The sequence below is a fragment of the Paracoccus jiaweipingae genome (assembly GCF_044335505.1).
Classification (GTDB): domain Bacteria; phylum Pseudomonadota; class Alphaproteobacteria; order Rhodobacterales; family Rhodobacteraceae; genus Paracoccus.
This window is the reverse complement of sequence record NZ_JBISBS010000002.1, coordinates 279,418-305,609: the sequence shown is the minus strand read 5'-3', so window position 1 is coordinate 305,609 and position 26,192 is coordinate 279,418. Positions and strand designations below refer to the sequence as shown.

The following is a 26,192-nucleotide window of genomic DNA, read 5'->3' as shown; positions in this document are numbered from 1 at the left end:
CAGGCCGCCGGGGGGCTGTCTGCCCCCCAATTGGCTGCGCCAATTTCCCCCCGAAGGTATTTCTGACAAAAGCGAGGCCGGTCAGCGGCGCTGTCATCCTCGCCCCTGTTCCAAATACCTTGCGGGGGTGAAGGCGCATCGCGCCGAGGGGGCCGCACAGGCCCCCTGACGGGGCCTGGGCCTCAGATCAGGCCGGCATGGTCCAGCGCCGCGTCGATGCGGTCGCAGACGGACCGGGTCGCGGGCAGCAGCGGCAGACGCACCCGGTTTTCGCACAGGCCAAGCCGCGACATGGCGTATTTGGCACCGGCAACGCCGGGTTCCAGGAAGATCGCGATATGCAGCGGCATCAGCCGGTCCTGCAAGTCCAGCGCGCGGGTCCAGTCGCCGTCCAGCGTGGCCTGCTGGAATTGCGCGCACAGTTTCGGGGCCACATTGGCGGTCACGCTGATACAGCCTGTGCCGCCCTGCGCGTTGAACCCCAGCGCGGTGCCGTCCTCGCCGGACAGCTGGCAAAAGCCGGTGCCGCAGGTGATGCGCTGTTGGCTGACGCGTTCCAGCTTGCCGGTGGCGTCCTTGACGCCGATGATGCGGGGCAGTTTCGCCAGCTCGCCCATGGTTTCGGGCGTCATGTCGATGACCGAACGGCCGGGGATGTTATAGATGATGATCGGCAGGTCGCTGGCATCATGCAGCGCGGTGTAATGCGCGATCAGCCCGGCTTGGGTGGGTTTGTTGTAATAGGGCGTCACCACCAGCGCGGCATCGGCGCCGACCTCTTGTGCGTGGCGGATCAGGCCGATGCCTTCGCGGGTGCTGTTGGACCCGGCCCCGGCGATAACCGGGATGCGCCCGGCGGTGATGCGGACGACCTCTTCCACGACTTTGCGGTGTTCGTCATGGGTCAGGGTGGGGCTTTCGCCGGTGGTGCCGACCGGCACCAGCCCGTGGCTGCCCTGATCAATGTGCCATTCCACCAGCTTTTCCAGCGTGCCCAGATCCAGATCGCCATCCGCGGTGAATGGCGTGATAAGGGCAGGGATCGACCCTTTGAACATGACACACTCCTGAAACAAATCTGTGCCGTGACTTCCTACGCCGCCCCGGCCCGCTTGCCAAGGATGTGAGTTGATCCCCGGCCCGCAACAGGCCAGATATTCGCCCATGATGTATCCTTTGCGCCGCAGATTTCGCCGTTTTTCGCTGATGCTGGCCCTTGCGCTGGCACCGGCCCTGCCTGCCGGGGCCGAAAGCGCCGTGGCGCTGCGCGATGCGCTGGCGGCTGCGGGGCGGGGCGACTGGGTGGCGGCGCAACAGGCGGCGGCGCGTTCGGGGGCGCTGGCGCAGGCGGTGCTGACATGGCGGCAATTGCGGGCGGGGCAGGGCGATTTCGACGCCTATCGCGGCTTTCTGGCCGCCCATCCCGACTGGCCCGATGCCGACACCCTGCGCCGTCAGGCCGAGCCGCTGATGCCCGCAACCCTGCCACCCGAGGCGGTGATCGCGTGGTTTCGCACCGACCCGCCGCGCACGCTGGCCGGCGAGGCGGCGCTGGTTGCCGCGCTGCAACGGTCGAACCCGCCCGCCGCCGATATAGAGATCGGGCGTTTCTGGCGCACGACCGTGCTGACCGGGGCGGACGAGCTGGCCTTTCTGGCCAGCCATCGCGCGGCGCTGGCCGATGATCATGCCGCGCGCATGGATTACCTGCTGGCCGAGGGCGAATGGCAGGCGGCCGAGCGTTTGCTGCCGCTGTTGCCGTGGAAGGATCACGCGCTGGCCGAAGCCCGGATTGCCCTTCAGGCCGGGCGTGCCGGGGTGGATGACATGATCCTGTCGCTGCCCGACGACCTGCGCGCCGATCCGGGGCTGGCGCTGGACCGGTTCCGCTGGCGGCTGCGGGCAAAGCTGCATGATCCGGCGCGGGATCTGATGCTGGAACAATCCGGGTCGGCGCAGGCCCTGCTGCGCCCCGACGCATGGGCGCAGGCGCGGGTCGATTACGCCCGCGCAGCCCTGCGCCGGGGCGATTGGGCGCTGGCGCGGCGGCTGGCGGCGAACCATTTCCTGCCGTCTGACAACCGCCATTACGCCGATCTGGAATGGCTGGCGGGCTATGCCGCGCTGCGGGCGGGCGACAGCGACACGGCGCTGGATCATTTTGCGCATCTCGAAACCGTGGTTGGCGGTCCGATCAGCACGGCGCGGTCGCTGTATTGGCAGGCCCGCGCCTTGCAGGCCGCCGGCAATGACGCGGCGGCCCGTGACGATTACCGCGCCGCCGCGCGCCATCAGGCGACCTATTACGGCCAGCTTGCGGCGGAAAAGATCGGGGCGCCGATGGACCCGGCGCTGGCGCTGGCGGGGCGCGGCGATGACAGCCTGCCCGACTGGCGCGGCAGCACGCTGCGTGACGATCGGCGCTGGCAGGCGGCGCTGTGGCTGATCGCGGCGGGCGAGGCTGACCTGGCACAGCGCTTTGCCCTGCGCATTGCGCAGGACGCCCCGGCCGCGGACATTATCCGCATGGCCCGGCTGATGATCGAGGCCCGCCAGACCCATCACGGCCTGCGTCTGGCCAAGCTGGCAGCGCAGAAGGGGGCGGTGTTCCCGGCGGCTTATTTCCCGCTGACGGGGCTGGAAAAGACCGCGCTGGGGGTGCCGCCGGAACTGGTCATGGCGATTTCGCGTCAGGAATCGGAATTCAACCCCCGCGCCGGCAGCCGGGTCGGCGCGCAGGGGCTGATGCAGCTGATGCCCGGCACCGCCCGGCAGGTGGCGACGCGTCTGGGGGTGGCCTATGACCCGCTGTTGCTGGGGTCGGACGCGGCCTATAACGCGCGGCTGGGGGCGGCTTATCTGGCGGGGTTGCGCGACCGTTTCGGGCCGTCGGTGGCGCTGGTGGCGGCGGGCTATAACGCCGGGCCGGGGCGGCCGATGCGCTGGCTGTATGATTTCGGTGATCTGCGCCGCGATGCCGACCCGGTGGACTGGGTCGAGATGATCCCCTTTGACGAAACCCGCAATTACGTCATGCGCGTGGCCGAGGCCTTGCCCGTCTATCGCGCCCGTATAGCCGGGCACCCGGTGGCCTTCACCCCGACCCGCGACCTGACCGGTGATGGTATTATTCCACCGCCGCCCAAGGCCCGCCAGACCCTGCCGCAGACCCTGACCGACAGCCGCCCGCCGCCGCGCCGGGGTGACCCGCTGTCACCGGCGGCGGCGGCGTTTGACGATGTCGCGCCACGGGTGATCGGGCCGGTCACGACCTCGGGGCGGCCACCCGCGCGCGCCACAAGGTAAACAGCCCGGCCCCGGCAGCAATGGCACCGCCAATCACCACATGCGGGGCCAGCCGGTCCCCGAACAGCGCCACGCCGATGGCGCTGGCAAAGACAAGCTGGGTATAGGCAAAGGGTTGCAGGACGGATGCGGGGGCCATCTCGTAGGCGCGGATCAGCAGAAAATGCGACAGCGCCGAGGTCACGCACAGCGCCGCCATCCACAGCCAGTCGCCGGGGGCCAGCGGCTGCCAGTGCCAGATGCCGATGGCGGTAATCGCCACCGCGCCAGAGATGCCGGTCCAGAAAAAGCTGACCACCGCCGGATCGTCGCGCGACACCAGCCGCGTCAGCAGCCCATAGGTCGCAAACATCAGCGCCGCGCCAAGCGGCAGCAGCGCCGCCCCCGAAAACAGCCCCGATCCCGGTTGCAGCACGATCAGGATGCCGCAAAACCCGGCGCCGATGGCCAGCCAGCGCCGCCAGCCCACGCGTTCCCCCAGAACCGGGCCGGACAGGGCGGCGATCAGCAACGGATAGATGGTGAATATGGCATGGGTGTTGACCAGCCCCAGTTGCACAAAGGCCGCCACCATCAGCAGGATTTCCCCCACCAGCAGCAGGCCGCGCGCGACCTGAAGCACGGGCCGCCGCGCCCGCAGCCCGCGCGCCAGCCCGCCCGGCATCCGCATCACCAGAACGGTGCAGAACATCGCAAAGAACCAATAGCGGATCATGGTGATCAGCAGCGGCGAATAGGTGCTGGCAAGCTGGCGCGACAGGCCGTCCTGAATGGCAAAGATCAGGCTGACCAGAACCATCAGCGCAATCGCCGGGCCGGGCCGGTCGGTGGCGGGGCGGGCCTGTGGCGGCGGCACGGCAGGGGGCTGTGCCGCGGGCGCGGTCAGCACCGGGGCGGCAGGCGTGGCCGGGTCGGGGGGCGCGCCGGGGGACACGCTGGTGGGCGGGGGCGGTTGCGGCGACATGGTGGGCCTGCCTGATCGGGGTTGCCAGACCTGTCTGCCCGACGCACCGGGGACGGGGCAAGCCCGAACGCAGCCCGACCGGGGCGCCGCGCCGGGGGCGCCGGGGGCCTCCGGCGGGGATATTTGGGCCAAGCTGAAGCGGGGGCGGTCAGCGGCAAAGCGGGCTTTTGCGGGGCCGCCGCGGCAGGCGTCCCCGGTCCCGTGGTCAGTCGCGGGTGCGGATCAGCCTGGAAAAGCGGTCGAACAGTTCCGCATTCGCCGCCACCAGCGCGCCGGATTCGACCGGGTTCTGTTCGGGGTGGATCGCCTCGACAAAGCCGCCGGCCTCTTTCACCATCAGGATGCCTGCGGCCACGTCCCAGGATTTGATGCCGCGTTCCCAATACCCTTCGTAGCGGCCCGCCGCGACATAGGCCAGATCCAGCGCGGCAGAGCCAAAGCGGCGCACTCCGGCGGTTTCGGGCATCAGCCGGGCAAGGTCTTTCAACGTGGCGGGCAGGGTGCCGCGCCCGCCAAAAGGCACGCCGGTGGCAAAGATCGATTCGATCATCCGCGACCGGGCCGAGACCCGGATGCGGGTGTCATTCATGAATGCGCCACCGCCTTTTTCGGCGGTGTAAAGTTCATCCTTGGCGGCGTCGAAAATGACAGCGGCGACGATTTCGCCCTTGTGTTCCAGCGCGATGCTGACCGCCCAATGCGGCAGGCCGTGCAGAAAATTGGTGGTGCCGTCCAGCGGATCGACGATCCAGCGGCGGGTGGGGTCTTCGCCTGCTTCCTCGCCGGTTTCCTCGCCGATCCAGCCATAGGTCGGGCGGGCGCCGCGCAGTTCGGTCTTGATGATGCGTTCGGCCTCGCGGTCGGCGCGGCTGACGAAATCACCGGCGCCCTTGACGCTGACCTGAAGGTTCTCGACCTCGCGGAAATCCTTGACGAGGCTGCGGCCCGCCTTGCGCGCGGCCTTGATCATGATGTTAAGATTGGCGCTTGCCATTTGCGTGAATCCTTTTGGGGTTGGCCCGTCATAGGCCGGATGCGCGCGATTGCCAAGCCATGCAGGCCCCCGACCCGGCCATGGCGGGGGCGCCGGTCAGCCGCGCATCAGGCGCATCGGCTCGGTCCGGGCAAGACGCAGGATATGGGCCATGTAAGGCAGCGCCAGATCGTCGTCGCGCATCGCCGCGTAAAGCCGCCGCACCACGCCCCCCGGTCCCAGCGGCAGCACCGCCAGTTCCGGGTCTGTGGCGGTTTCGCGCAGCACCCAGTCCGGCATCACCGCGACGCCACGACCGCCAGCCACCAGCATCAGCGCAATCCGGGTCATTTCGACCTGGCGGATGGCGGCGGGTTCGACACCGGCGGGGGTCAGGAAATGGGCAAACACGTCCAGCCGGCTGCGCTCGACCGGATAGGTGATCAGGGTCTGATCCGCCAGATCGGCAGGCTCGGCATAGCCTTTGGCAACCAGCGGATGCGTCGCCGGCACCACCAGCATCGGGGCATAGTCGAACAGCGGATGAAAGGTCACACCGGCCAGCTTTTCCGGGTCAGAGGAGATCACAAGATCGACCTCTTCACGGGTCAGCGCCGCCAGCGCGCCGGTGGTAAAGCTGGTGCGGATGTCGATATCGACATCGGGCCATGCATGGCGGAACGGGTCCAGCACCGGCATCAGCCAGTCAAAGCAATGGTGACAGTCCAGCGCGATATGCAGCCGCCCGGCGCGGCCCATCTCGACATCGCGGAACTCGGCCTCGGTGGCCTCGACCAGCGGCAGCACGGCCTCGGCCAGCCGCAACAGGCGCAGCCCGGCGGCGGACAGGCGCATCGGCTTGGACCGGCGGACGAACAGCTCGACCCCGGCCTGTTCCTCAAGCGCCTTGATCTGATGGCTCAGCGCCGACTGGGTAATGTGCAGCACATCCGCCGCGCGCCCCAGCCCGCCCTGTTCATGGATGGCGCGCACGGTGCGCAAATGGCGCAATTCGAGGTTCATGTTGAGGCAGGCTCATTACAATGATGCAGATTATGAGTTTGTCTCACGTCCGGGGGCATGGCACAAGATGGTCAAAAGAAAGGAATCGCCATGTCCACCCCCTCGGTCAGCTTCGAGTTCTTCCCGCCCAAGACGCTGGATGCGTCGTTCCGGCTGTGGGACACGATGCGCGCGCTGGCCCCGCTGGACCCGCGCTTTGTTTCCGTCACCTATGGCGCCGGCGGCACCACCCGGCAACTGACCCACGAGGCGGTGACCACGATCGGCAAGAATTACGGCGTGCCGGTGGCCGCCCACCTGACCTGCGTCGAGGCCACCCGCGCCGACACGCTGGACATCGTCGACGCCTATGCCAGGGCCGGGGTGCGCGAAATCGTCGCCCTGCGCGGCGATGCGCCCAAGGGGCAGGACCGCTTTACCCCGCATCCCGACGGGTTCTCCAGCTCGGTCGATCTGATCGCGGCCATCGCGGCGCGGGGGGATTTCACCATCCATTGCGGCGCCTATCCTGAACCGCATCCCGACAGCGCCGATACAGCCGCCGATGTGGCCTGGCTGAAACGCAAGGTCGATGCAGGCGCCAGCAGCGCGATCACCCAGTTCTTTTTCGACGCCGACACGTTTTTCCGCTTTCGCGATGCCTGCGCGGCCAGCGGCATTACCGCGCCGATCCTGCCCGGCATCCTGCCGATCCAAAGCTGGAAGGGCGCCAAAAGCTTTGCCGCGATGTGCGGCACCAGCGTCCCGCAATGGGCGCATGACGCGTTCGGGACCAGCGACGACCACGCCGCCTTGGCCGCCGATATCGCCACCGACCTGTGCGAAAAGCTGATCGCGGGCGGGGTGGGGCATCTGCATTTCTATACGCTGAACCGCCCCGAACTGACCGCCGAGGTCTGCCGCCGGCTGGGGGTGGTGGCACAGCCGGCCGCCGCGTAACCCCAGCTTCGCGGCCGTGCGCGTTTGCCGGGCCGTATTCAGGTATTTATGACAGAAGCGAGGCAGGCGGCGTCATCGCCCCTGCCTTTGCCTTGTCGCCTCGCTTCTGTGCCAAATACCTTCGGGGGGAAATTGGCGCAGCCAATTGGGGGGCAGACAGCCCCCTGACTGCCTGATGATGGCGTCCTGATAATGGCGTCCTGATAATGGCGGCCTGAAGATGGCGGGCGTGCGTTGTTCAGCGGGCGTTGCGGTCGCTGGCGATTTCGGCCCCTTCGCGGACGCCTTCCTCTTCATCGGCGCAGCCATAGGTCGCCCATTTCACATCGGGTTCAGGCCGCGGAATTTCATCCTGTTGCCAGGCCAGATGCAGATGCGCCTTGGCGATGAAATTCCCGGTGATCGGCGCGGTCAGGAACAGGAAGATCGAGATCAGCAATTCGTGCCAGGTAAACACCCCGTGGAACAGATAGAAATTCAGCATCGAGGCGATCAGGACGCTGCCCACCCCCAGCGTCGCGGCCTTGGTGGGCGCGTGCAGACGGGTCATCGGGTCGGGCAGTTTGACCAGCCCAAAAGACCCGACCAGCCCGAAAATCCCGCTGACGACCAGCAGCAGGGCAATGCCGATTTCGGCCACGCTTCCCAGCAGCGGCCATTCCTGCGCCGGAATGGTGCGGGCGGCGGCGTCGGTGGCGGTTTTGGCGGCCAGTGCGATGGTCAGCATCTCGTCTTGGTCCCTTATTCGATAATGTCGCCGCGCAGGATGAATTTGGCATAGGCCACGGTCGACACGAAACCGACCATGGCAAACAGCATCGAGGCCTCGAAATAGATCGAGGTGCCTTCTTTCATCCCGAACAGTGACAGCAGCGCGATCATGTTGATGGCCATGGTGTCCAGCGCCAGCACCCGGTCGCCCACGCCGGGGGCAAAGACCACGCGATACAGGTTGAACAGCAGCCCCAGCCCGAAACAGCCAAGCGCGAACATCAGGGCGATGTCGATCAGCGCAAGATCGGTCATTCGAAAATCTCCAGCAGGCGGGCCTCGTAGCGGGTCTTGATGTCGTTCAGCACCGCCTCGGGGTCGGGTGCGTGCAGGCAATGCACCAGCAGATAGCGCCCGTCCTCGGACAGGTCGGATGACACGGTGCCGGGGGTCAGGGTGATGGTGCCGGCCAGCACGGTGATCGCCTCGGGGCTGGTCAGGCGCAGCGGCACGGTCAGCCAGCAGGGTTGCAGCCTGCGGTTGGGCACGAACAGCACGATTTTCGCCACCGCGATATTGGCGACGATAATGTCATACAGCACGATCAGGATATAGCGCAGGATCTTGCCCACCCCGTGGATGCGGGCGCGGTCGGGCCAGTAGGGCGCGGTAATGGCCGGGATCACCACGCCAAGGAACACGGCAAAGACCAGCGATCCCCAGGCAAAGCGGTTGACCAGCATCATCCAGATCAGGATCAGCAGGGCTGACAGGAACGGGTGCGGAAACAGGCGGCGGATCATCGCGTGCCCTCCGGGTTTTGCAGAACGGCGCGGATATAGGCGGCGGGCTGGTGCAACTGGGCCGCGGTGGCATCGGCCAGCCGCATCGCGGGGCCGGCCAGCACGGTCAGTGCCACCATCCCGGCGATCAGCGCGCCGGTGGCGACAAAGGTCAGCGCCGGTGCCGGGGCGTCGGACAGGTCCTGAATAACCTCGTCAGGTTCGACCTTGGCGGGGATGGTCTTGGGCTTGTCCGCTTTGGGGTCGGCCCCGGTTTCGTCCTTGGGGCGGTTGGCGGCTTGCAGGGCATAGGGGCGCCAGAACACCGCCGACCCGGCCCGCGCCAGCCCGACAATCGCAATGACCGAGGTTGCCAGAATGGTGCCCCAGATCCACGCCCACCACGCCGCATCGCGGGTGGCGTCAAGGATCAGCAGCTTGCCGATAAAGCCCGACAGCGGCGGCAGCCCGGCAATGCCGATGGCGGCGGCAAAGAACATCGCCGCGATCAGGCCGTTATTGGCGATCAGGGGGCGCAGTTCCAGCCACAGGTTGCCATTGCGCCGCGCGCCGACCAGATCGGCCACAAGGAACAGCGCCCCGGCGGCCAGCGTCGAATGGATCATGTAATACACCGCCGCCGCCGTGGCCTGCGGGGTGAATTGCGCCGCCGCGATCATCAGCGTCCCGACCGAGCCAACCGCCGCAAAGGCCGCCAGCCGCCCCAGATGACGCGAGCCAAGGATGCCGAACTGTCCCAGCGCCAGCGTGACCAGCGCGGCGGGCAACAGCAGGTCGGTGGCAAGGGTCTCGACCACGGTGTCCTGCGGAAAAACCAGCGTGAAAAAGCGGATGATGGCATAGACCCCGACCTTGGTCATGATCGCGAACAGCGCCGCCACCGGGCCGGGCGCATTGGCATAGGTCGAGGGCAGCCAGAAATGCAGCGGCACCAGCGCCGCCTTGACCGCAAAGACCAGCATCAGAAGGATTGCCCCCACGCGCAGCAGGCTGGTATCCTGCGCCGGCATCTGTGCGACGCGGTCGGCCATATCGGCCATGTTCAGCGTGCCGGTCACCGCATACAGCACCCCCAGCGCGGCCAGAAACAGCGTCGACCCGGCCAGGTTATAGACCACATATTGCACACCCGCGCGCAGGCGCATTTCGCCGCCGCCATGGATCATCAGGCCGTAACTGGCGATCAGCAGCACCTCGAAGAACACGAACAGGTTAAAGGCGTCGCCGGTCAGGAAGGCCCCGCAGATGCCCATCAGCTGGAACTGCCACAGCGCGTGGAAATGCCAGCCCTTGCGATCCCAGCCCGAGCCAAAGGCATAAAGCTGGACCGCCAGCGCCAGCGCCGATGTCAGCATGATCATGATCGCCGCCAGCCGGTCCAGCATCAGCACGATGCCAAAGGGCGCGGGCCAGTTGCCAAGGCGATAGACATGCACCTGCCCATCGCTGGCGATCACGTTCAGCATCACCGCGATACCGACCAGCGCCACGGTTCCGGCGATGGAAAACACCCGCTGCAACAGCAGGTCGTGGCGCATCCACAGGATGATCAGCGGCGCCAGCAGCGCGGGCAGGATGACAGGGGCGATGATCCAGTGATTCATGCGTCTTGTTCCGCGTTCGGGTCGGTGTTTGCGGGGTCCAGCTCGTCCCGGCGGGGGGGATAGCGGTCGCCGCGTGGCATGTTGATGCGGTCGTCGCCGCCCTCGATAAAGGCGCCAAGCGCCATCAGCACCACCACGGCGGTCATGCCAAAGCTGATGACGATGGCCGTCAGCACCAGCGCCTGCGGCAGCGGGTCGGTATAGCTGTCGGCACCTGACAGCACCGGCGGCTGGTTCAGCACCAGCCGGCCGCTGACGAACAGGAACATGTTGATGGCATAGGACAGCATGGTCATGCCAAGCACCACGGCAAAGCTGCGGCGGCGCAGGATCAGATAGACACCGGCGGCGGCCATCGCCCCGATTGCGCTTGCGACAAGCAGTTCCATCAGCGGTCCTCCGGCGGCATCTGGTTGGACCGGCGCGGGTCCATGTCCATCGGTTCGATATTCACGGTCTCGCCCGCGCGGCGCGCGATCCGCGACAGTGAATTCAGCGCCAGCATCACCGCGCCCACGACGCACAGGAACACCCCAAGGTCAAAGCCCATGGCGGTGGCCAGCTCGAACGGTTCGATCAACGGCAGGTCGACATAGCCGAAGGCGCTGGTCAGGAAGGGGGTTTCGGTCAGCCACGCCCCCAGCCCGGTCACCGCCGCCGCGACCACCCCCAGCCCGATCATGGCGTGGTATTGCAGCTTCTGGCGTTCCTGCGCCCATGCAAAGCCCGAGGCCATGTATTGCATCAGCAGCGCGATCGACACCACCAACCCGGCGATAAAGCCGCCGCCCGGCGCGTTATGGCCGCGCAGGAAGATATAGATGCCCACCACCAGCGTGATCGGCAACAGCATCCGCGTTGCCACCACCAGCATCAGCGGGTGGCGGTTGCCGGCGCGTTTCTGGTCATGGACCCAGTTCGCCAGCGTGCGGCTGGACCGCCCCTCCAGCAGGGTCTGGGTCAGGGCAAAGATGGTCAGCGCGGCGATCCCCAGCACGATGATCTCGCCAAAGGTATCATAGCCGCGGAAATCGACCAGAATCACGTTCACCACGTTATCGCCGCCGCCAAGGTCGTGGCTGTTGGCCAGCATGTAATCGCTGATCGTCGGAAAGGCGAAATCGCGGCGCATAATGGCATAGGCCAGCCCGCCAAACCCCAGCCCGGTCAGCGTCGCGATCAGCGCATCCAGCCCGCGCTTGGTGTCGCGGCTTTCGACATGGGTGTGTTTGGGCAGAAAGTTCAGCGCCAGCAGCAACAGCATGACGGTCACGACCTCGACGCTGATCTGGGTCAGCGCCAGGTCGGGCGCGGACAGATAGACAAACGCCCCCGACACCATCAGCCCGACAATCCCGATCAGCACCAGCGCCATCAGCCGGTGACGGTGGAACGCCACCATACAGCCCGTCGCCACCAGCATCAGCAGCCAGCCCACCAGCGGCACCGGCTGGATGTCCAGCATGTCGCGGGTGGCGCCGCCGATATGGCCGGTCCCCCAGGCGATGCTGCCCGCGGCCAGCGCGGTCATACAGAACGCCGCCAGCGCGCGGGCCATCGACCCGTTGGTAATGCGCTGGGTCACGATCCGCGACAGCCGCACGAATTGCCCCACGACCCAGTCAAACAGGGTCTTGGCGGCGGGCACATGCAGCGCGGTCCAGACGGTGTTCAGCCACGGCCACAGGGCCGCCGCCAGCGCGCCGCCAAGGATCGCCACAATCGACATTTTCAGCGCCGGGGTCACGCCGTGCCACAGGCTGATATGCGGGTGCGGGTGGCCCTGCGTGACCGCAGCCGAGGCCGCCTCGACCAGCCAGCCGGTCATCAGGTTGGGCATCAGCCCGATTAGCACCACAAGCACCGTCAGGACCGCAGGCGAGGCCCACAGCCCGATGCCGGGGTCATGCGGGGCGTGCGGGTAATCGTCGCGCACCGGCCCGGTAAAGGTCGCAAAGATGAAGCGCAGCGAATAGGCGACCGAAAACAGCGCCCCCAGCGTCGCCGCTGCCGACAGCACCCAGCCATTGCCAAGCCAGGGGGTGTGGGACACTTCCTCAAGCATCATTTCCTTGGACAGAAAGCCGTTCAGCGGCGGGAAACCGGCCATCGACAGCGCCGCCACCGTGCCGATCAGGAAAGTGATCGGCATCAGTTTGCGCAACCCGCCAAGGCGGGCGATGGACCGGGTTCCGGCCTCGTGATCGACAATGCCTGCGGTCATGAACAGCGCCGCCTTGAAGGTGGCGTGGTTGATGATGTGGAACACGGCGGCGATGGCGGCGGCCTCGGTGCCAAAGCCAAGCAGCATGGTGATCAGCCCCAGATGGCTGACGGTGGAAAAGGCCAGCAGGCCCTTCAGGTCGTCCTTGAACAGCCCGATCACCGCGCCGGTCACCATGGTGATCAGCCCCGTTGTCGCCACCAGATAGAACCATTCCGGCGTGCCTGACAGCACCGGCCACAGCCGCGCCATCAGAAACAGCCCGGCCTTTACCATCGTGGCGCTGTGCAGATAGGCCGACACCGGCGTCGGCGCGGCCATGGCGTGGGGCAGCCAGAAATGGAACGGAAACTGCGCCGATTTGGTAAAGGCGCCGATCAGGATCAGCACCAGCGCCGGCAGATATAACGGGCTGGCCTGAATGGCGTCCTTGTGGTGCAGGATCTCGCTGATCTGAAAGCTGCCGGCGATCTGGCCAAGGATCATCATCCCCGCGATCATCGCCAGCCCGCCCATGCCGGTCACGGTCAGCGCCATGCGTGCGCCCTGACGCCCCTCGGGCAGGTGCTTCCAATAGCCGATCAGCAGGAAGGACGACAGCGAGGTCAGTTCCCAGAAGATCAGCAAAAGCAGGATGTTGTCGGACAAAACAATGCCCACCATCGCGCCCTGAAACAGCATCAGATAGGTCAGAAACTGGCCGGCCGGATCGTCCTTGGACAGGTAATGCCGGCCATACAGAATGACCAGCAGCCCGATCCCCAGAATCAGCGTGCCAAACAGCAGCCCCAGCCCGTCAATGCGGAAACTGGCCGCCAGCCCGATCTGGGGCAGCCAGTTGAAAGAGGCCTCGACCGGGGTGCCGGCCATCACGTCGGGGATGTGCAGCAACAGCCCCAGCAGCGCGACCAGCGTTGCCGTGCCACAGGAAATCGCGGCGACATCGCGGCCCGAACGGATCAGCAATCCCGGCAACAGCGCGCCGATGAATGGCAAAAGGGCGATCAGGGCAGGGGACATGGGTTCTCCTGTCGGGTCGAGGGGTCATAGCTGTGTTGCGGCTGACGCCGCAGGTGTCAAGCAGATGACGGCACCAGCGCGATTGGTTCTGGCCGATGTTCGCGTTTCGTGCTAACGGTTGCGAAAACAGGGGGCAGAATGCGTGTATTGGGCATAGATCCGGGCCTGCGGAACATGGGCTGGGGGGTGATCGCGGTCGACGGGCCGCGCCTGCGACATATTGCCAATGGCATCGTCCATTCCGACACCGGCGATCTGGGGGTGCGGCTGTTGCAGCTGTATCGCGGCCTGCGGGCGGTGATCGCGCAACATGCGCCCACGGCGGCGGCGGTCGAACAGACCTTTGTCAACAAGGACGCGGTCGGCACGCTGAAACTGGGGCAGGCGCGCGGCATCGCCCTGCTGGCCCCGGCCGAGGCCGGGCTGGCCATTGGTGAATATGCCCCCAACGCGGTCAAAAAGGCGGTGGTCGGTGTCGGCCACGCCGCCAAGCAACAGGTCGAACATATGGTGCGGTTTCAACTGCCCGGCGTCGAACTGGCCGGGCCGGATGCGGCGGATGCGCTGGCCATCGCCATTTGCCACGCCCACCACCTGCAATCGCAGGGGCTGCGCATCAAGGTGGCGTCATGATCGGGCGTATCGCCGGGGTGATCCTGCATCGCGCGCCCGATCATGTGCTGATCGACGTGCGCGGGGTGGGTTATATCGTGCATGTGTCCGAACGCACGGCGGCGGGCCTGCCGCCGGTCGGGCAGGCGGCGGCGCTGTATACCGACCTGCTGGTGCGCGAGGATCTGTTGCAGCTGTTCGGCTTTCCGACGCTGCTGGAAAAGGAATGGCACCGGCTGCTGACCGGGGTGCAGGGGATCGGGGCCAAGGCCTCGCTGGCGGTGCTGGGGACGCTGGGGGCCGATGGTCTGGCCCGCGCGATCGCGCTGGGTGACTGGTCGGCGGTGCGCAAGGCGCCCGGCGTCGGCCCGAAACTGGCGCAGCGGGTGGTGCTGGAACTGAAGGACAAGGCGCCCGCCGTCATGGCGATGGGCGGGGCGCTGACCGTTGACCCCGGCATTGCCCCCGATGCGGTGGTCGATGCCGCGCCCGCCGCGCCCGCCGCCAAAACCGCGCCGCCCCCCGCCGCGCCGCAGGTCTCGGCCGAGGCGCTGTCGGCGCTGACCAATCTGGGCTATGCCCCGTCCGAGGCCGCACAGGCCGTCGCCACCGCGCAGGCGCAGGAACCGCAGGCTGGCACATCGGCGTTGATCCGTGCGGCGCTGCGCCTGCTGGCGCCCAAGGATTGACGAAAAGGGGGCGCGCGATGCCGGGCAATGTGAAAACCTTTATCCTGATGGCGGCGATGACCGCCCTGCTGATGGTGATCGGCTGGCTGGCCGGTGGCTGGGGCGGCGCGATCTTTGCGCTGGTCATTGCCGGGGCGGGGAATGTCTGGGCGTGGTGGAACAGCGACAAGGCCATGCTGCGCCAGCAAAACGCGGTGCCGGTGTCGCGCGAAAACGCCCCGGAACTGGTCGATCTGGTGGCCGGTCTGGCCCGGAACGCCAACCTGCCGATCCCTGCGGTTTATGTGCTGCAAACCGACCAGCCCAATGCCTTTGCCACCGGGCGCAACCCCGAAAACGCCGCCGTCGCGGTCACGCAGGGGCTGATGCAGATCCTGAACCGCGACGAACTGGCCGGGGTGATCGCGCATGAACTGGCCCATATCCGCCACCGCGACACGCTGACCATGACCGTGGCCGCGACCATGGCGGGGGCGGTGGCGATGGCCGGGAACATGCTGGTCTTTACCGGCGGGCGCGATGGGCGCGGCGGCGGTATCGGCGGCATTCTGGCGATGATCCTTGCGCCTTTGGCGGCGGGGATGGTGCAAATGGCCATCTCGCGCGCGCGGGAATACGAGGCCGACCGCATCGGCGCACAGATCAGCGGCCAGCCGCTGGCCCTGGCATCGGCGCTGACGAAAATCGCCCATGCGGCGGGGCGGGTGGTGAACCTGCCTGCCGAACGCAACCCGGCTTCGGCCAGCATGTTCATCATCAACCCGCTGCACGGGCTGCGGATGGACGGGCTGTTCCAGACCCACCCGTCGACCGAATCGCGCATTGCCCGCCTGCGCCAGATGGCCACCCAATGACCCAGCCCGACCCCACGCTGCGCCCCGACCCGATGCCCGAGGACGGGCAGGACCGCGCCCTGCGCCCCCAGCAACTGGGGGAATTCATCGGTCAGGCCGAGGCCCGCGCCAACCTGCGCGTGTTTATCGAAAGCGCCCGGATGCGCGGTCAGGCCATGGACCACACGCTGTTTCACGGCCCCCCCGGTCTTGGCAAAACCACGCTGGCCCAGATCATGGCGCGGGAACTGGGGGTGAATTTCAAGATGACATCCGGCCCGGTTCTGGCCCGTGCCGGCGATCTGGCCGCGATCCTGACCAACCTTGAGGCGCGCGACGTTCTGTTCATCGACGAAATCCACCGCATGAACCCCTCCGTCGAAGAGGTGCTTTACCCCGCGATGGAGGATTACGAGTTGGACCTTGTCATCGGTGAAGGCCCCGCCGCCCGCACCGTGCGGATCGAGCTTCAGCCCTTCACGCTGGTCGGCGCCACCACCCGGCTGGGGCTGCTGACCACGCCGCTGCGTGACCGGTTCGGCATTCCGACGCGGCTGCAATTCTATACCATCCCGGAACTTGACCAGATCGTCACCCGTGGCGCGCGGCTGATGGGTGTGCCCTCTGACCCCGAGGGCACGCTGGAAATCGCCCGCCGCGCCCGTGGCACGCCGCGTATCGCCGGGCGGCTGCTGCGCCGCGTGGTCGATTTCGCGCTGGTCGAGGGCGATGGCCGGCTGACCCGCGCCATTGCCGACAGAGCCCTGACCCGGCTGGGGGTCGACGATCTGGGGCTGGACGGGGCCGACCGGCGTTACCTGTCGATGATGGCCGACCATTACGGCGGCGGCCCGGTGGGCGTCGAAACCCTGTCCGCCGCCCTGTCCGAAAGCCGCGATGCCCTTGAAGAGGTGATCGAGCCTTACCTGCTGCAACAGGGCCTGATCCAGCGCACCCCGCGTGGCCGGATGCTGGCGTCAAGGGCGTGGCGGCATCTGGGGCTGGACGCGCCGCAATCGCCGCAAACCACCCTGTTCGAGGATTAGGTCCAAAGGCCCCCGCCGCGCCGTGTGGGCGCAGGCAGTGTCAGGGCGCCGGAATCAGCGCGCAGGGGTCAGGGCGTCAGGCCCTCGGGGTCGGGCAGGCCGTTGACCCGCGCGGCGGCGGTCAGGGTATTGGCCAGCAGGCAGGCAATCGTCATCGGCCCGACACCGCCCGGCACCGGCGTGATCGCCCCGGCGACCTGAACGGCGGCGTTGAAATCGACATCGCCCACCAGACCGTCATCGGTGCGGTTGATGCCCACGTCGATCACGGTCGCACCGGGCTTGACCCAGTCGCCCTGCACGAAATGCGGTCGCCCGACCGCGGCCACGACAATATCGGCGCGGCGGCACAGATCGGGCAGGTCGCGCGTGCGGCTGTGGGCCACCGTGACCGTGGCGCTGTCGCGCAGCAAAAGCTGTGCCATCGGTTTGCCGACGATATTGCTGCGCCCGATCACCACGGCGTCCTTGCCCGACAGGCTGCCAAGCTGATCGCGCAGCATCATCAGGCACCCCAGCGGTGTGCAGGGCACCATCGCCTTTTGCCCGGTCGCCAGCCGCCCGGCATTCAGCACGGTAAAGCCGTCCACGTCCTTTTCCACGGCAATCGCGTCGATCACCGCGTCCTCGTCCAGATGCGCGGGCAGGGGCAGCTGAACCAGAATGCCATGCACCGCCGGGTCGGCATTCAGCCGCGCGATCAGCGCCAGCAGATCGGACTGGGTGGTCTGCGCCGGCAGCTTATGCTCGAAACTTGTCATCCCGACCTCGCGGGTCATCTTGCCCTTGGACCGGACATAGACCTGACTGGCCGGGTCTTCGCCCACCAGCACCACCGCCAGACCGGGGGTGATGCCGTGATCGCGGGCCATCGCGGCAACGCCGTCGGCGATGCGGGCACGCAGGCGGGCGGCAAAGGCCTTGCCGTCAATCAGGGTCGCTGTCATGGGTCAGTCCTTTCAGATGCCGGTCTTCCTGCGCGATGAAATGGTCCATCATCCTGCGCCACAGCGCCTCGGCCAGCGCCGGGTCAAGCCCGTGCTGCCCGGCCAGCCGCCGCGCATTGGCGGCAACCTGTTCGACGCGGCTGTCGATACGGGCCGGCAGGCCGTCGCGCGCCTTGATGCGGGCGGCGCGGTCGATCAGCCGGCTGCGATAGGCCAGCAGGGCGATCAGCCGCTCGTCCAGCGCGTCAATCGCGCCGCGCAATGCGGCCATATCGGCCAAGTCCTCGGGCTGGGGCAGGGGGTCCTCGCTCATGGCGGCATCCATGCCCCGGCGCATCGCCGCTGGCAAGCCCCGTTGCGCCCCCGCCCCCTGTTGCGCAATTGCCGCAGCGGCATCGGCAAAATACCGCCCATCACGGAACCCCGTGACGAATCGCGTGTTGACTGATGCAATCGCGGAAACAGCCCGCGAAGAAAGAAGGAGTTGAGAGATGAGCGTAGCAGGACTGGTCATCAACCTTGGGTTCGCCCTTGGTCTGGCGGTCGGCGCGGCGTTGCTTCTGGTGATCTGATGCTGGAAACGACGAACGCAAGACCGCGAAAATGAAACCCCCGGCCAGATGACCGGGGGTTTTTTCATGCGCGGCTGCGCGTCTTCGTTGCGCAAATACCCAATGCGGCGGGTCAGCCCTGCGGCGCGGGGGCGGGGGCAGGCCCGGCAGTTTTGGTTGCGCCAACCTGTGGCAGGGAACTGGACGGGGTGTCATCATCGCCGCCAAGCTCTTCGCCGCGGATGACCTTGCCGATCTCTTCCCCGGTCAGGGTCTCATATTCCAGCAAGCCCTTGGCCAGACGCTCGAACTCGGTCTCTTTTTCCAGCAAGATCCGCCGCGCTTCCTGATAGCCATCTTCGATCAGGTCGCGGACCTCTTGTTCGATCAGCTCTTTCGTCGAGGCCGAGACCGAGAACCCGCCGGTATTCCCGGAATAGCCCTCATGCGCCTCGGCGTAATCGACGGCGCCGACCTTGTCGGACATGCCCCAGCGCATCACCATCGCGCGCGCCAGCTGGCTGGCCTGCTGAATATCGCCTGCCGGACCGTTCGAGACGCCCTCTTCACCGTATTTGATGATCTCGGCGGCTTTGCCGGCCATGGTCATGGCGATTTTCTGCTTGGCCTCGTCCTTGTGGTAATTCAGGCGGTCCATCTCGGGCAGGGACACCACCATCCCCAGCGCACCGCCACGCGGAATGATCGTGGCCTTGTAAACCGGGTCGCATTTGGGCAGCGACAGGCCGACAATGGCGTGACCGGCCTCGTGATAGGCGGTTTTTTCCTTTTGCTCGGGGGTCAGCACCAGCGACCGGCGTTCCACACCCAGCATCACCTTGTCCTTGGCATTTTCGAAATCGGCCATGCTGACGAAACGGCGGCCGATGCGCGCGGCCATCAGCGCGGCCTCGTTCACCAGGTTCATCAGATCGGCACCCGAAAAGCCCGGCGTGCCGCGCGCGATCAGGCGCAGGTCGACATCGGGACCGACCGGCACCTTGCGGGCATGAACGCCAAGGATCTTTTCGCGGCCCTTGATGTCGGGGGTGCCGACATGGATCTGGCGGTCGAAACGACCGGGGCGCAGCAGCGCCGGGTCCAGAACGTCCTTGCGGTTGGTGGCGGCGATGATGATCACGCCCTCATTGGCGTCAAAGCCGTCCATTTCCACCAGCAACTGGTTCAGCGTCTGTTCCCGCTCGTCATTGCCGCCGCCGATGCCGACGCCACGGGCGCGGCCCACGGCGTCGATTTCGTCGATGAACACGATGCAGGGGGCGCTTTTCTTGGCCTGTTCGAACATGTCGCGCACGCGCGAGGCGCCGACACCCACGAACATTTCCACGAAATCCGAGCCAGAGATGGTAAAGAACGGCACCCCGGCTTCGCCCGCGATGGCGCGCGCCAGCAGGGTTTTCCCGGTGCCCGGCGGGCCGACCAACAGCGCGCCTTTGGGGATTTTCCCGCCAAGGCGGCTGAATTTCTGCGGGTTGCGCAGGAATTCGACGATCTCTTCCAGTTCTTCCTTGGCCTCGTCGATGCCGGCAACATCGTCAAAGGTGACGCGGCCATTCTTTTCGGTCAGCAGCTTGGCCTTGGATTTGCCAAACCCCATCGCCCCGCCTTTGCCGCCGCCCTGCATCCGGTTCATGAAGAAGATCCAGACACCGATCAGCAGGATAAAGGGCAGCCACACCCCCAGCAGCGACATAAAGCCGGATTGCTGCTGTTTCTCGACCTTGACCTCGACACCCTTGTCGATCAGGCGGTTGGCGATTTCCTCGCCCTGCGGGCGGACCGTGGCATATTGCGTGCCGTCCTTGGTCTTGAAGACGATATCCTCGCCGTCGATGGTGGCGGTGGCGATCTGGTCCTTGTCCAGACGCCCGATAAAGTCGGAATAGCTGATCTGGCGGCTGTTCATCCCCCCGGCGCCTTCGCCGAACAGGTTGAACAGGGCAAGGATCATCAGGAACAGAACGACCCAGAAGGCAATATTGCGCGCGTTGCCCAAAACAGGCTCCTTTGCGGGAAAACGAGTGTTGTGCTGAAAATAAGGATTTAGCCCGCGTGTTCAATGCACCGCGAACATCGCGGTGAAATCGTGCCGGTCGCGCAGCGGTTGCGGGCGCAGGGCGTGGCCGTCGATCAAGGGCGCGGCGATCAGCGCCCGCCCCTGCCAGATCGCGGGCAGGGCGGCGGCCTGATCGCGGTCAAACCCGGCGCCGCGCCAGTCCAGACCGGGCAGGGGCGCATGGCCAAGCGCGCCCCAGTGTTGGCCCGCGGGCAGGTCCGGCACCCGCCAGCGTTCGTCCCACGTCCCGCCGGTCACGGTCGGGCTGCGCCCTGCGGCGGCGGGTTCGCGGTGGATCAGCAGGGTCGCGCCGCGCGGGTCCAGCAGCGCCCCGGCCAGCGTCGCGCGCCGCCCAAGTGCGAAGGCGGACAGGGCATGGGCGGTCTGGCTTTCGCGCGGGGCATAACCCGCCCCGGTCACCCAGCGCACCGCCGCCAGCAAGACGCGGCGGCGGGTTTCGGGCGGGGCCGCCTGCATCAGCGCCGCAGGCAGGTGCAGCGCGCCCTGCGCGGCCTGTGCCTGACGCGCCCATTCGCCCGCCATCAGGTCCAGCGCCGCGCGCGCCTGCGCCAACAGACGCGCCGATTGCGCCAGCGCCGCCGTGTCCAGCCCCAGCGCGGCCAGCGCCTGCCGGATGCGGGCGCGGTCAAAGCCGGGGTCGTCATTGCTGGGGTCGTCGACCCAGCCGATGCCGCGCCCGCGCAGCCAGTCGCGCAGTTCCGCCCGCCCCACCGCCAGCATCGGGCGCAGCCACAGCATGTCCTGCGCCTGCCGGGCACCGGCCATCGCGGCCAACCCGTCCAGCCCGGCCCCGCGGGACAGGCGCATCAGCAGGGTTTCGGCCAGATCGTCCTGCGTATGCCCCAACAGCACCGCCGCCAGCCCGCGCCCGCGCGCCCATTGCGACAACAGGCGCAGCCGCGCCTGCCGGGCCTGCGCCATCACATTGCCCGCGCCGTGGTCGCGCCATGTCAGGATGTCGTGGTCCAGCCCCAGCGCGCGGGCGGCATCCCCCGCCTGCCGGGCCTCGGCCGCCGATTCGGGGCGCAGGGCGTGATCGACCGTGGCGACCGCCAAGGCGCGCCCGCGCGACCGCGCCCATTCGGCGGCGATCTGCATCAGCGCGGTGGAATCGCCGCCCCCCGACAGGGCCACCCCCAGCGCCCCGGCGGGCGGCGCCAGCCGGTCCAGCGCGGCCCAGACCGCAAGTGCCGGATCGGTGGCCGCCGGATCAGTGCCCATCGGGGGCGTAAAGGTCGGCCTCGCCCTCGGGGTCCTGATCGGTGGCGGCGGGGTCAGTCGCGGCATCGGTTTCGGCGGGGGGGTCGGCGGGGCTGTCCCCGCCCGCCGCACCAAGGCAGGACTGAGCGGCGATCAGGTCATCGGCCTCGGCGGCTTCGGGCTGGTCGGGGAAATGCGCCGGAATATCCAGCAGCGTCAGGCAGGCGGCATCGGTATCGCCGCGCTGATGCAGGGCGCGGGCCACGCCAAGCAGCGATTTGGCGGCAAACGCCCCCTTGGGTTCGGCGGCATAGGCGGTCAGCCAGGCCTCGGCGGCGGCGTCGGGCCGGTCGCTGCGATCCAGCGCCACGCCTTGCAGATACAGCGCCTGCGCGGTCAGCGCCCCACCGGCGTGACGGTGCGCCAGGGCGGCAAACAGCGCCGCCGCCTGAGCGTATTCACCCCGGTCAAAGGCGGCGCGGGCGGTGTCGAAAGCGGCCTGTTCGGCCTCGGACGCGGCACCGGCATGGGCCTGCGGGGCGGTGTCGATGAGTGCCGTGCTGCCATCCGGGGCGCCGGTCAGATCGCCAAGATTGCATTCGGGTTCCAGCTCGCACAGGCGGAATTCGATGTCGCCCATGCGGCGTTGCGCCTGTTCCAGCGCCTGTTCCAGCGCGTTGCGGCGTTCCTCGACCGCGGCGGTCAGGGCGGTGACGCGGGCCTCCATCGCGTTCAGGCGGTCCAGCGCGGTATCGCCCCCGGCCTGCGCAAAACCCGACGGACCCGAGCGCAGGATCTGGCTGCGCAGCCGCGCCAGATCGCCCGAAACCTGCGCCAGATCGGCCTGAAGCGCGGCCAGCGTGGCGCGATCGGCGGGCGACAGGGCGGGCTGATCGCCGCTATCTGCCGGCGTGGCGGCGGGCAGGTCGGGCATCGCGCGCGGTGTCTGGGCCAGCGCGCCGCTGGCGGCCAGCAGGGTCAGCACCGCAAACCGGGTCAGGGCGCCGCGCATCAGATCATCCCCGCCGGGTGCAGGGTGGTGACCGCGCGGCGGTTGGCGGCGTGGCAGGCCTCGGTCGCGCAGGCCTGAAGCGGGCGTTCCTTGCCAAAGCTGACGGTGCGCAGCCGGTCAGGGTCAACGCCATGCGCAATCAGGTAATCCTGAACCGAACTGGCCCGGCGCGCGCCAAGCGACAGGTTGTATTCGCGGGTGCCGTTTTCGGCGGCGTGCCCTTCGATCACCGCGCGCCAGTTGGGATTGCCGGTCAGCCAGTCCGCCTGCCGGGCCAGCACCGCGCGGGCCTGCGGGGTCAGGTTGGCGTCATCGGTGGGAAACAGCACCGTGTCGCCTGCCTGCGCGCGGAATTGGGCCGCCATCGCCGCGCCGGGCTGTTGCGGGATCAGCCGCGCGCCCGGCGACCGGGGCGGGCGGGTCGCATCCGCGAACGGGTCGCTGATTCGGGGCGCCTTGGCCGGGGGGGTGGCACAGGCCCCCAGCGCTACCACCGCGGCCAGTGCCAGAAAGGGGGCCAGCCCCCGCAGGGGGTGCCGTGGCAGCAGGGGGGCGGTTTTCCGCATTTTGGTCCTTTCCGGTGCCCTTATGGCAGAACTGGCCCCATGTGGGGTCCGAGGCATCGCTTTCCATCGCTACGGGACGCATATTTCGCCCGGTAATGTCAACCGAGTGCAGCCTTGGCTGACCGCCTTCGCCGGGGGTGTCGCGGGTGAACATCACCACCCGCCCGTTGGGCGCCCATGTCGGCCCCTCGTCCAGATGCGATTCGGTCAGCAGTCGCTCGGCCGAGCCATCTGGCCGCATGATGCCGATGTGGAAACGCGCGCCGATCTGTTTGGTAAAGGCGATCAGATCGCCCTTTGGCGACCAGACCGGCGTGCCATAGCGGCCCTGACCAAAGCTGATGCGCCGCGCATCGCTGCCATCCGCCGCCATGACGTAAAGCTGCGGCGTCCCCGAGCGGTCGGATTCGAACACGATGCGCTGGCCATCGGGCGCATAATCGGGCGAGGTGTTGATGAACGGGCTGTCGGTCAGCGCCCGCGCCACGCCGCTGGTGGCGTCGATCTGCCAGATATCGGTATTGCCGCCGCTTTCGCGGGCATAGACGATCCAGCGCCCATCGGGCGAAAAGCGCGGCGCAAAGGCCATGGCGCGCGGGTCGCGGGTCACCGGATGGGCGGTGACACTTGCCAGATCCAGCAGCATCACCTGCGGCGAGCCGGATTCGAAGCTGGTAAACAACAGCTTGCGGCCATCGGGGGAAAAGGCCGGTGCCAGCACCAGCTGCGTGCCATCGGTCAGCCATTTCACGTTCTGGCCGTCCGAATCCATCATGCCGATGCGCTTTTGCCGGTCCTGACGCGGCCCGGTTTCGCCCACAAAGGCGATGCGGCTGTCGAAATAGGGCGCCTCGCCGGTCAGCCGGGTATAGACCTGATCGGCCACCTTATGCGCGGTGCGGCGCCAGTCGGCGCGCGGGGCGGTGAATTGCATCCCGTCGCCAAGCGGGCGGTCGGCAAAGATGTCGAACAGCCGGAACCGCACCGTCACCGTATCGCCCGAGACCCGGACCGCGCCGGTCACCAGCGCCTCGGCCTGAACGGCCTTCCAGTCGTCATAGACGACGGGGGCGTCGAAATCGCTGGCGCCTTCGGGCATCTGGCCCTCGGGCATCTGGGTGAACAGGTCGGTGCCGGTCAGGTCGCGCGCGATCAGCTGGGTCAGTGGCCCGGTCAGGTCCGCCGCGCCGCCGCTGTCCTGAAACGGGGCGACCGCCAGACGGGTCGGTTCGGCCACGCCATCGGTGATTTCGATGCGCAGCGCACCGGACGCCGCCCCCGGCGTTTCCGGGCCAGAGGCCGGCCGGGTGGCCGCATCGGGCGCGGCCCCGGTGCTGACCTGCGCCTGCGCGGGGCCGGTCGCGGCCAGCGCGGCTGCGGCCATCAGCAACACAGTCAGGAACGCACGAAGGGCCATGGACCTATCCTAACCTGTTCAACGGATGATGTCGCCCTGATCGGGGGTGAAATCCAGAATGACATTCTTCCAGCGGTCATATTTATCCGCCGGCAGCGGATAGCCGTCATAGGCGCAGCGCAGGATCGCCCGCCGCGCCACGTCAAAGGCCTGTTGCGCCGATTCGTCGGTGCCACCGGTATGGCCCATCAGCCGGATGCTGTCCGCGATCGGCTGGGCCTGCGGGGTCATGCGCAGGCGTATGGTCACCGTGGTCTGCGCCGCCTCGCGCGACAGGGCGGTGACGTTCCAGCATTCATTCACCGCATCGCGGAACGCGGCCAGATCCTCGGGGGTCATCGGGGTCGATTCCAGGGCCGGTTCAGGCGCGGTTTCGGTTTGGGGCTCCGGTGTCGGGATGGCTTGGGTCAGGGCCTGCGTCAGGGCGTCGTCGGGGGTGTCCTCGGGCGTTTCGCCAAAGGCGTCATACAGCGCGTCGGTCAGCGCATCCTGCGGCACGCCCTCGCCACGGTAACGGTTTTCGTCGCCCGGTTCGGCCTGCGGGTCGGCGGCGGCCAGATCATCGCCAGGCGGCTGGTCCGGGCTTTGCATCGCGGCGGCCTCGCGTGCGGCCTGTTCCGCGATGGACTGGGCAAGTTCGTCAGCACGGCGCAGTTCGTCCAGACGCTGGTCCTCGGCCCGTTGTGCCTGTTCCAGACGTTCTTGCTCCAGCCGTTCCTGCGCCAGCCGCTCGCGTTCGCGGCGCTGATCCTCAAGCCGCTGGTCCTCAAGCGCCTGCCGGCGTTCCTCGGCGCGGCGGCGGGCGGCCTCTTCGGCGCGCTGGCGTTCCTCGGCGCGGCGCTGTTCTTCGGCCAGACGTTCCTGTTCCAGCCGTTCGCGTTCGCGCCGTTCCGCTGCCAGCCGTTGCTGTTCCCGCTGTTCTTCCTCGCGGCGCGCGGCCTCGGCCTGACGGCGTTCCTGTTCCTGACGCGCGGCTTCGGCCTGTTCCTGCCGTTCGGCCTCGGCTTGTTGCCGGGCCTCCTCGGCGGCCTGACGGCGGGCGGCGACGGCCTCGGCCAGCCCCTCGGGGCGGCGGTTGGGCAAGGGCGAGGCCTCCAGCGCCAGCGCCGAACGCGGGTCGGGCTGGGGCGCGGGGGCCGGGGCCTCGGGCGCGGGCAGGGGCGTCAGCGCCTGCGGCGATTCAGGCTGCGCGGGCGTTTCCGGGGCGGTTGACGGTTGCGGGGTGTCCGGCACTTGCGGCGGCGTGGTGATGGCGGGGGCCTCGGTCGTGGCGGCGACCGGCGCGCGCGGCGCCAGATCGCTGAGGTCGGGCTGGGGTTCAGGCGCGGGCTGCGGGGCGTCCAAAGCTGCGCGCGCGGGGCGCGGGTCGGGCGGCGCGGCACTGGCGGGGCGGGTGGCCGGGGCATCATCCGCGGGGGCGGCGGTGCTGTCGGGGGCCTGTGTTTGCGGCACCGTCACCGGGCCGGCCCCGCGCGAGGCGGCGGCAAAGTCGCGAAACTGCGATTCCGACATGGTTTCGACGCCGATTGTCGTCAGGTCCGGCGCGGCCTGCGGGCGGAACAGGGCGCCGCCGAAAATGGCGGCGACGATCAGCGCCAGATGGCTGACGCCGGAAATCCAGGTGCCGATGCGTTCCGCGCGGTCCTCGGTCACG

The 26,192-nt window shown here is 67.8% G+C and carries 23 protein-coding genes and 1 pseudogene; 6 read left to right on the top strand and 18 right to left on the bottom strand.

Annotated features, from left to right (window positions below):
• Positions 1 to 182 precede the first annotated feature (182 nt).
• Positions 183 to 1,058: a 4-hydroxy-tetrahydrodipicolinate synthase gene (gene dapA / locus ACFXP9_RS04920; protein WP_397206329.1), complete on the bottom strand. Its 876-nt coding sequence runs from the start codon at positions 1,056 to 1,058 to the stop codon at positions 183 to 185.
• Positions 1,059 to 1,164: 106 nt separating this feature from the next.
• On the opposite strand from dapA, the gene ACFXP9_RS04915 reads away from it, so the two are divergent.
• On the top strand, positions 1,165 to 3,306 hold the full coding sequence (locus tag ACFXP9_RS04915; RefSeq protein ID WP_397206327.1) for a lytic transglycosylase domain-containing protein: 2,142 nt from the start codon (positions 1,165 to 1,167) through the stop codon (positions 3,304 to 3,306).
• On the opposite strand, the gene ACFXP9_RS04910 is transcribed toward ACFXP9_RS04915, so the two are convergent.
• The 3 genes from ACFXP9_RS04910 to ACFXP9_RS04900 form a co-directional block, all read right to left on the bottom strand.
• Positions 3,266 to 4,105, bottom strand: a complete 840-nt coding sequence (locus tag ACFXP9_RS04910; protein ID WP_397206651.1) for a DMT family transporter — start codon at positions 4,103 to 4,105, stop codon at positions 3,266 to 3,268. The two genes, ACFXP9_RS04915 and ACFXP9_RS04910, sit on opposite strands and share 41 nt — an antisense overlap.
• 370 nt (positions 4,106 to 4,475) lie before the next feature.
• Complete coding sequence (locus ACFXP9_RS04905) at positions 4,476 to 5,264, bottom strand: inositol monophosphatase family protein (RefSeq protein ID WP_397206325.1); 789 nt, start codon at positions 5,262 to 5,264, stop codon at positions 4,476 to 4,478.
• Positions 5,265 to 5,360: 96 nt separating this feature from the next.
• On the bottom strand, positions 5,361 to 6,266 hold the full coding sequence (locus ACFXP9_RS04900) for a LysR family transcriptional regulator (RefSeq protein WP_397206324.1): 906 nt from the start codon (positions 6,264 to 6,266) through the stop codon (positions 5,361 to 5,363).
• 90 nt (positions 6,267 to 6,356) lie between these two features.
• Here ACFXP9_RS04900 and metF point away from each other — a divergent pair, with 90 nt between their 5' ends.
• Complete coding sequence (gene metF / locus ACFXP9_RS04895; protein ID WP_397206322.1) at positions 6,357 to 7,205, top strand: methylenetetrahydrofolate reductase [NAD(P)H]; 849 nt, start codon at positions 6,357 to 6,359, stop codon at positions 7,203 to 7,205.
• A 238-nt stretch (positions 7,206 to 7,443) separates the two neighbouring features.
• On the opposite strand, the gene ACFXP9_RS04890 is transcribed toward metF, so the two are convergent.
• From ACFXP9_RS04890 to ACFXP9_RS04865, 6 genes are read right to left on the bottom strand one after another with little or no spacing between them, the layout of a single operon-like run.
• Positions 7,444 to 7,932, bottom strand: a complete 489-nt coding sequence (locus tag ACFXP9_RS04890) for a Na+/H+ antiporter subunit G (protein ID WP_397206320.1) — start codon at positions 7,930 to 7,932, stop codon at positions 7,444 to 7,446.
• 14 nt (positions 7,933 to 7,946) lie between these two features.
• Positions 7,947 to 8,216 carry a K+/H+ antiporter subunit F gene (locus ACFXP9_RS04885; RefSeq protein WP_397206649.1) on the bottom strand — a complete coding sequence of 90 codons (270 nt, stop codon included), beginning with the start codon at positions 8,214 to 8,216 and terminating at the stop codon, positions 7,947 to 7,949.
• 11 nt (positions 8,217 to 8,227) lie between these two features.
• Positions 8,228 to 8,719, bottom strand: coding sequence for a Na+/H+ antiporter subunit E (locus tag ACFXP9_RS04880; RefSeq protein ID WP_397206318.1), 492 nt, complete (start codon positions 8,717 to 8,719; stop codon positions 8,228 to 8,230).
• Complete coding sequence (locus tag ACFXP9_RS04875; protein WP_397206316.1) at positions 8,716 to 10,323, bottom strand: monovalent cation/H+ antiporter subunit D; 1,608 nt, start codon at positions 10,321 to 10,323, stop codon at positions 8,716 to 8,718. The genes ACFXP9_RS04880 and ACFXP9_RS04875 overlap by 4 nt, the downstream gene beginning before the upstream one ends.
• Positions 10,320 to 10,712 (bottom strand): Na+/H+ antiporter subunit C, encoded by a 393-nt coding sequence (locus ACFXP9_RS04870; RefSeq protein ID WP_397206314.1) that lies wholly within the window; start codon positions 10,710 to 10,712, stop codon positions 10,320 to 10,322. The genes ACFXP9_RS04875 and ACFXP9_RS04870 overlap by 4 nt, the downstream gene beginning before the upstream one ends.
• On the bottom strand, positions 10,712 to 13,567 hold the full coding sequence (locus ACFXP9_RS04865; protein ID WP_397206312.1) for a monovalent cation/H+ antiporter subunit A: 2,856 nt from the start codon (positions 13,565 to 13,567) through the stop codon (positions 10,712 to 10,714). The genes ACFXP9_RS04870 and ACFXP9_RS04865 overlap by 1 nt, the downstream gene beginning before the upstream one ends.
• A gap of 138 nt (positions 13,568 to 13,705) precedes the next feature.
• Here ACFXP9_RS04865 and ruvC point away from each other — a divergent pair, with 138 nt between their 5' ends.
• The 4 genes from ruvC to ruvB are packed head-to-tail and all read left to right on the top strand — an operon-like array spanning position 13,706 to position 16,747.
• Positions 13,706 to 14,200, top strand: coding sequence for a crossover junction endodeoxyribonuclease RuvC (gene ruvC / locus ACFXP9_RS04860; RefSeq protein WP_397206310.1), 495 nt, complete (start codon positions 13,706 to 13,708; stop codon positions 14,198 to 14,200).
• On the top strand, positions 14,197 to 14,868 hold the full coding sequence (gene ruvA / locus ACFXP9_RS04855; protein ID WP_397210024.1) for a Holliday junction branch migration protein RuvA: 672 nt from the start codon (positions 14,197 to 14,199) through the stop codon (positions 14,866 to 14,868). The genes ruvC and ruvA overlap by 4 nt, the downstream gene beginning before the upstream one ends.
• Positions 14,869 to 14,885: 17 nt before the next feature.
• Positions 14,886 to 15,722: a M48 family metalloprotease gene (locus tag ACFXP9_RS04850; RefSeq protein WP_397206306.1), complete on the top strand. Its 837-nt coding sequence runs from the start codon at positions 14,886 to 14,888 to the stop codon at positions 15,720 to 15,722.
• A complete protein-coding gene (ruvB, locus tag ACFXP9_RS04845; protein WP_397206304.1) occupies positions 15,719 to 16,747 on the top strand; it encodes a Holliday junction branch migration DNA helicase RuvB in 1,029 nt (342 codons plus the stop codon). Before ACFXP9_RS04850 ends, ruvB begins: the two co-directional genes overlap by 4 nt.
• A gap of 68 nt (positions 16,748 to 16,815) precedes the next feature.
• Here ruvB and folD read toward each other — a convergent pair whose 3' ends face one another.
• From folD to ACFXP9_RS04805, 8 genes and pseudogenes are all read right to left on the bottom strand, one after another.
• Positions 16,816 to 17,694, bottom strand: a complete 879-nt coding sequence (folD, locus tag ACFXP9_RS04840) for a bifunctional methylenetetrahydrofolate dehydrogenase/methenyltetrahydrofolate cyclohydrolase FolD (protein WP_397206303.1) — start codon at positions 17,692 to 17,694, stop codon at positions 16,816 to 16,818.
• Positions 17,675 to 18,007: a chorismate mutase gene (locus tag ACFXP9_RS04835; protein ID WP_397206302.1), complete on the bottom strand. Its 333-nt coding sequence runs from the start codon at positions 18,005 to 18,007 to the stop codon at positions 17,675 to 17,677. The genes folD and ACFXP9_RS04835 overlap by 20 nt, the downstream gene beginning before the upstream one ends.
• Positions 18,008 to 18,378: 371 nt before the next feature.
• The gene (gene ftsH / locus ACFXP9_RS04830; RefSeq protein ID WP_397206300.1) at positions 18,379 to 20,262 is read right to left on the bottom strand and encodes an ATP-dependent zinc metalloprotease FtsH; all 1,884 of its coding nucleotides are present in this window, start codon (positions 20,260 to 20,262) and stop codon (positions 18,379 to 18,381) included.
• Between the two features lie 60 nt (positions 20,263 to 20,322).
• Positions 20,323 to 21,564 carry a tRNA lysidine(34) synthetase TilS gene (gene tilS, locus ACFXP9_RS04825; protein ID WP_397206298.1) on the bottom strand — a complete coding sequence of 414 codons (1,242 nt, stop codon included), beginning with the start codon at positions 21,562 to 21,564 and terminating at the stop codon, positions 20,323 to 20,325.
• Positions 21,554 to 22,555, bottom strand: coding sequence for a tetratricopeptide repeat protein (locus ACFXP9_RS04820; protein WP_397206297.1), 1,002 nt, complete (start codon positions 22,553 to 22,555; stop codon positions 21,554 to 21,556). The genes tilS and ACFXP9_RS04820 overlap by 11 nt, the downstream gene beginning before the upstream one ends.
• On the bottom strand, positions 22,555 to 22,884 hold the full coding sequence (locus tag ACFXP9_RS04815; RefSeq protein WP_397206647.1) for an OmpA family protein: 330 nt from the start codon (positions 22,882 to 22,884) through the stop codon (positions 22,555 to 22,557). The genes ACFXP9_RS04820 and ACFXP9_RS04815 overlap by 1 nt, the downstream gene beginning before the upstream one ends.
• A gap of 257 nt (positions 22,885 to 23,141) precedes the next feature.
• Positions 23,142 to 24,538, bottom strand: a pseudogene (tolB, locus tag ACFXP9_RS04810) (Tol-Pal system beta propeller repeat protein TolB).
• 18 nt (positions 24,539 to 24,556) lie between these two features.
• The gene (locus ACFXP9_RS04805; RefSeq protein WP_397206296.1) at positions 24,557 to 26,191 is read right to left on the bottom strand and encodes a hypothetical protein; all 1,635 of its coding nucleotides are present in this window, start codon (positions 26,189 to 26,191) and stop codon (positions 24,557 to 24,559) included.
• Position 26,192: the final 1 nt, after the last annotated feature.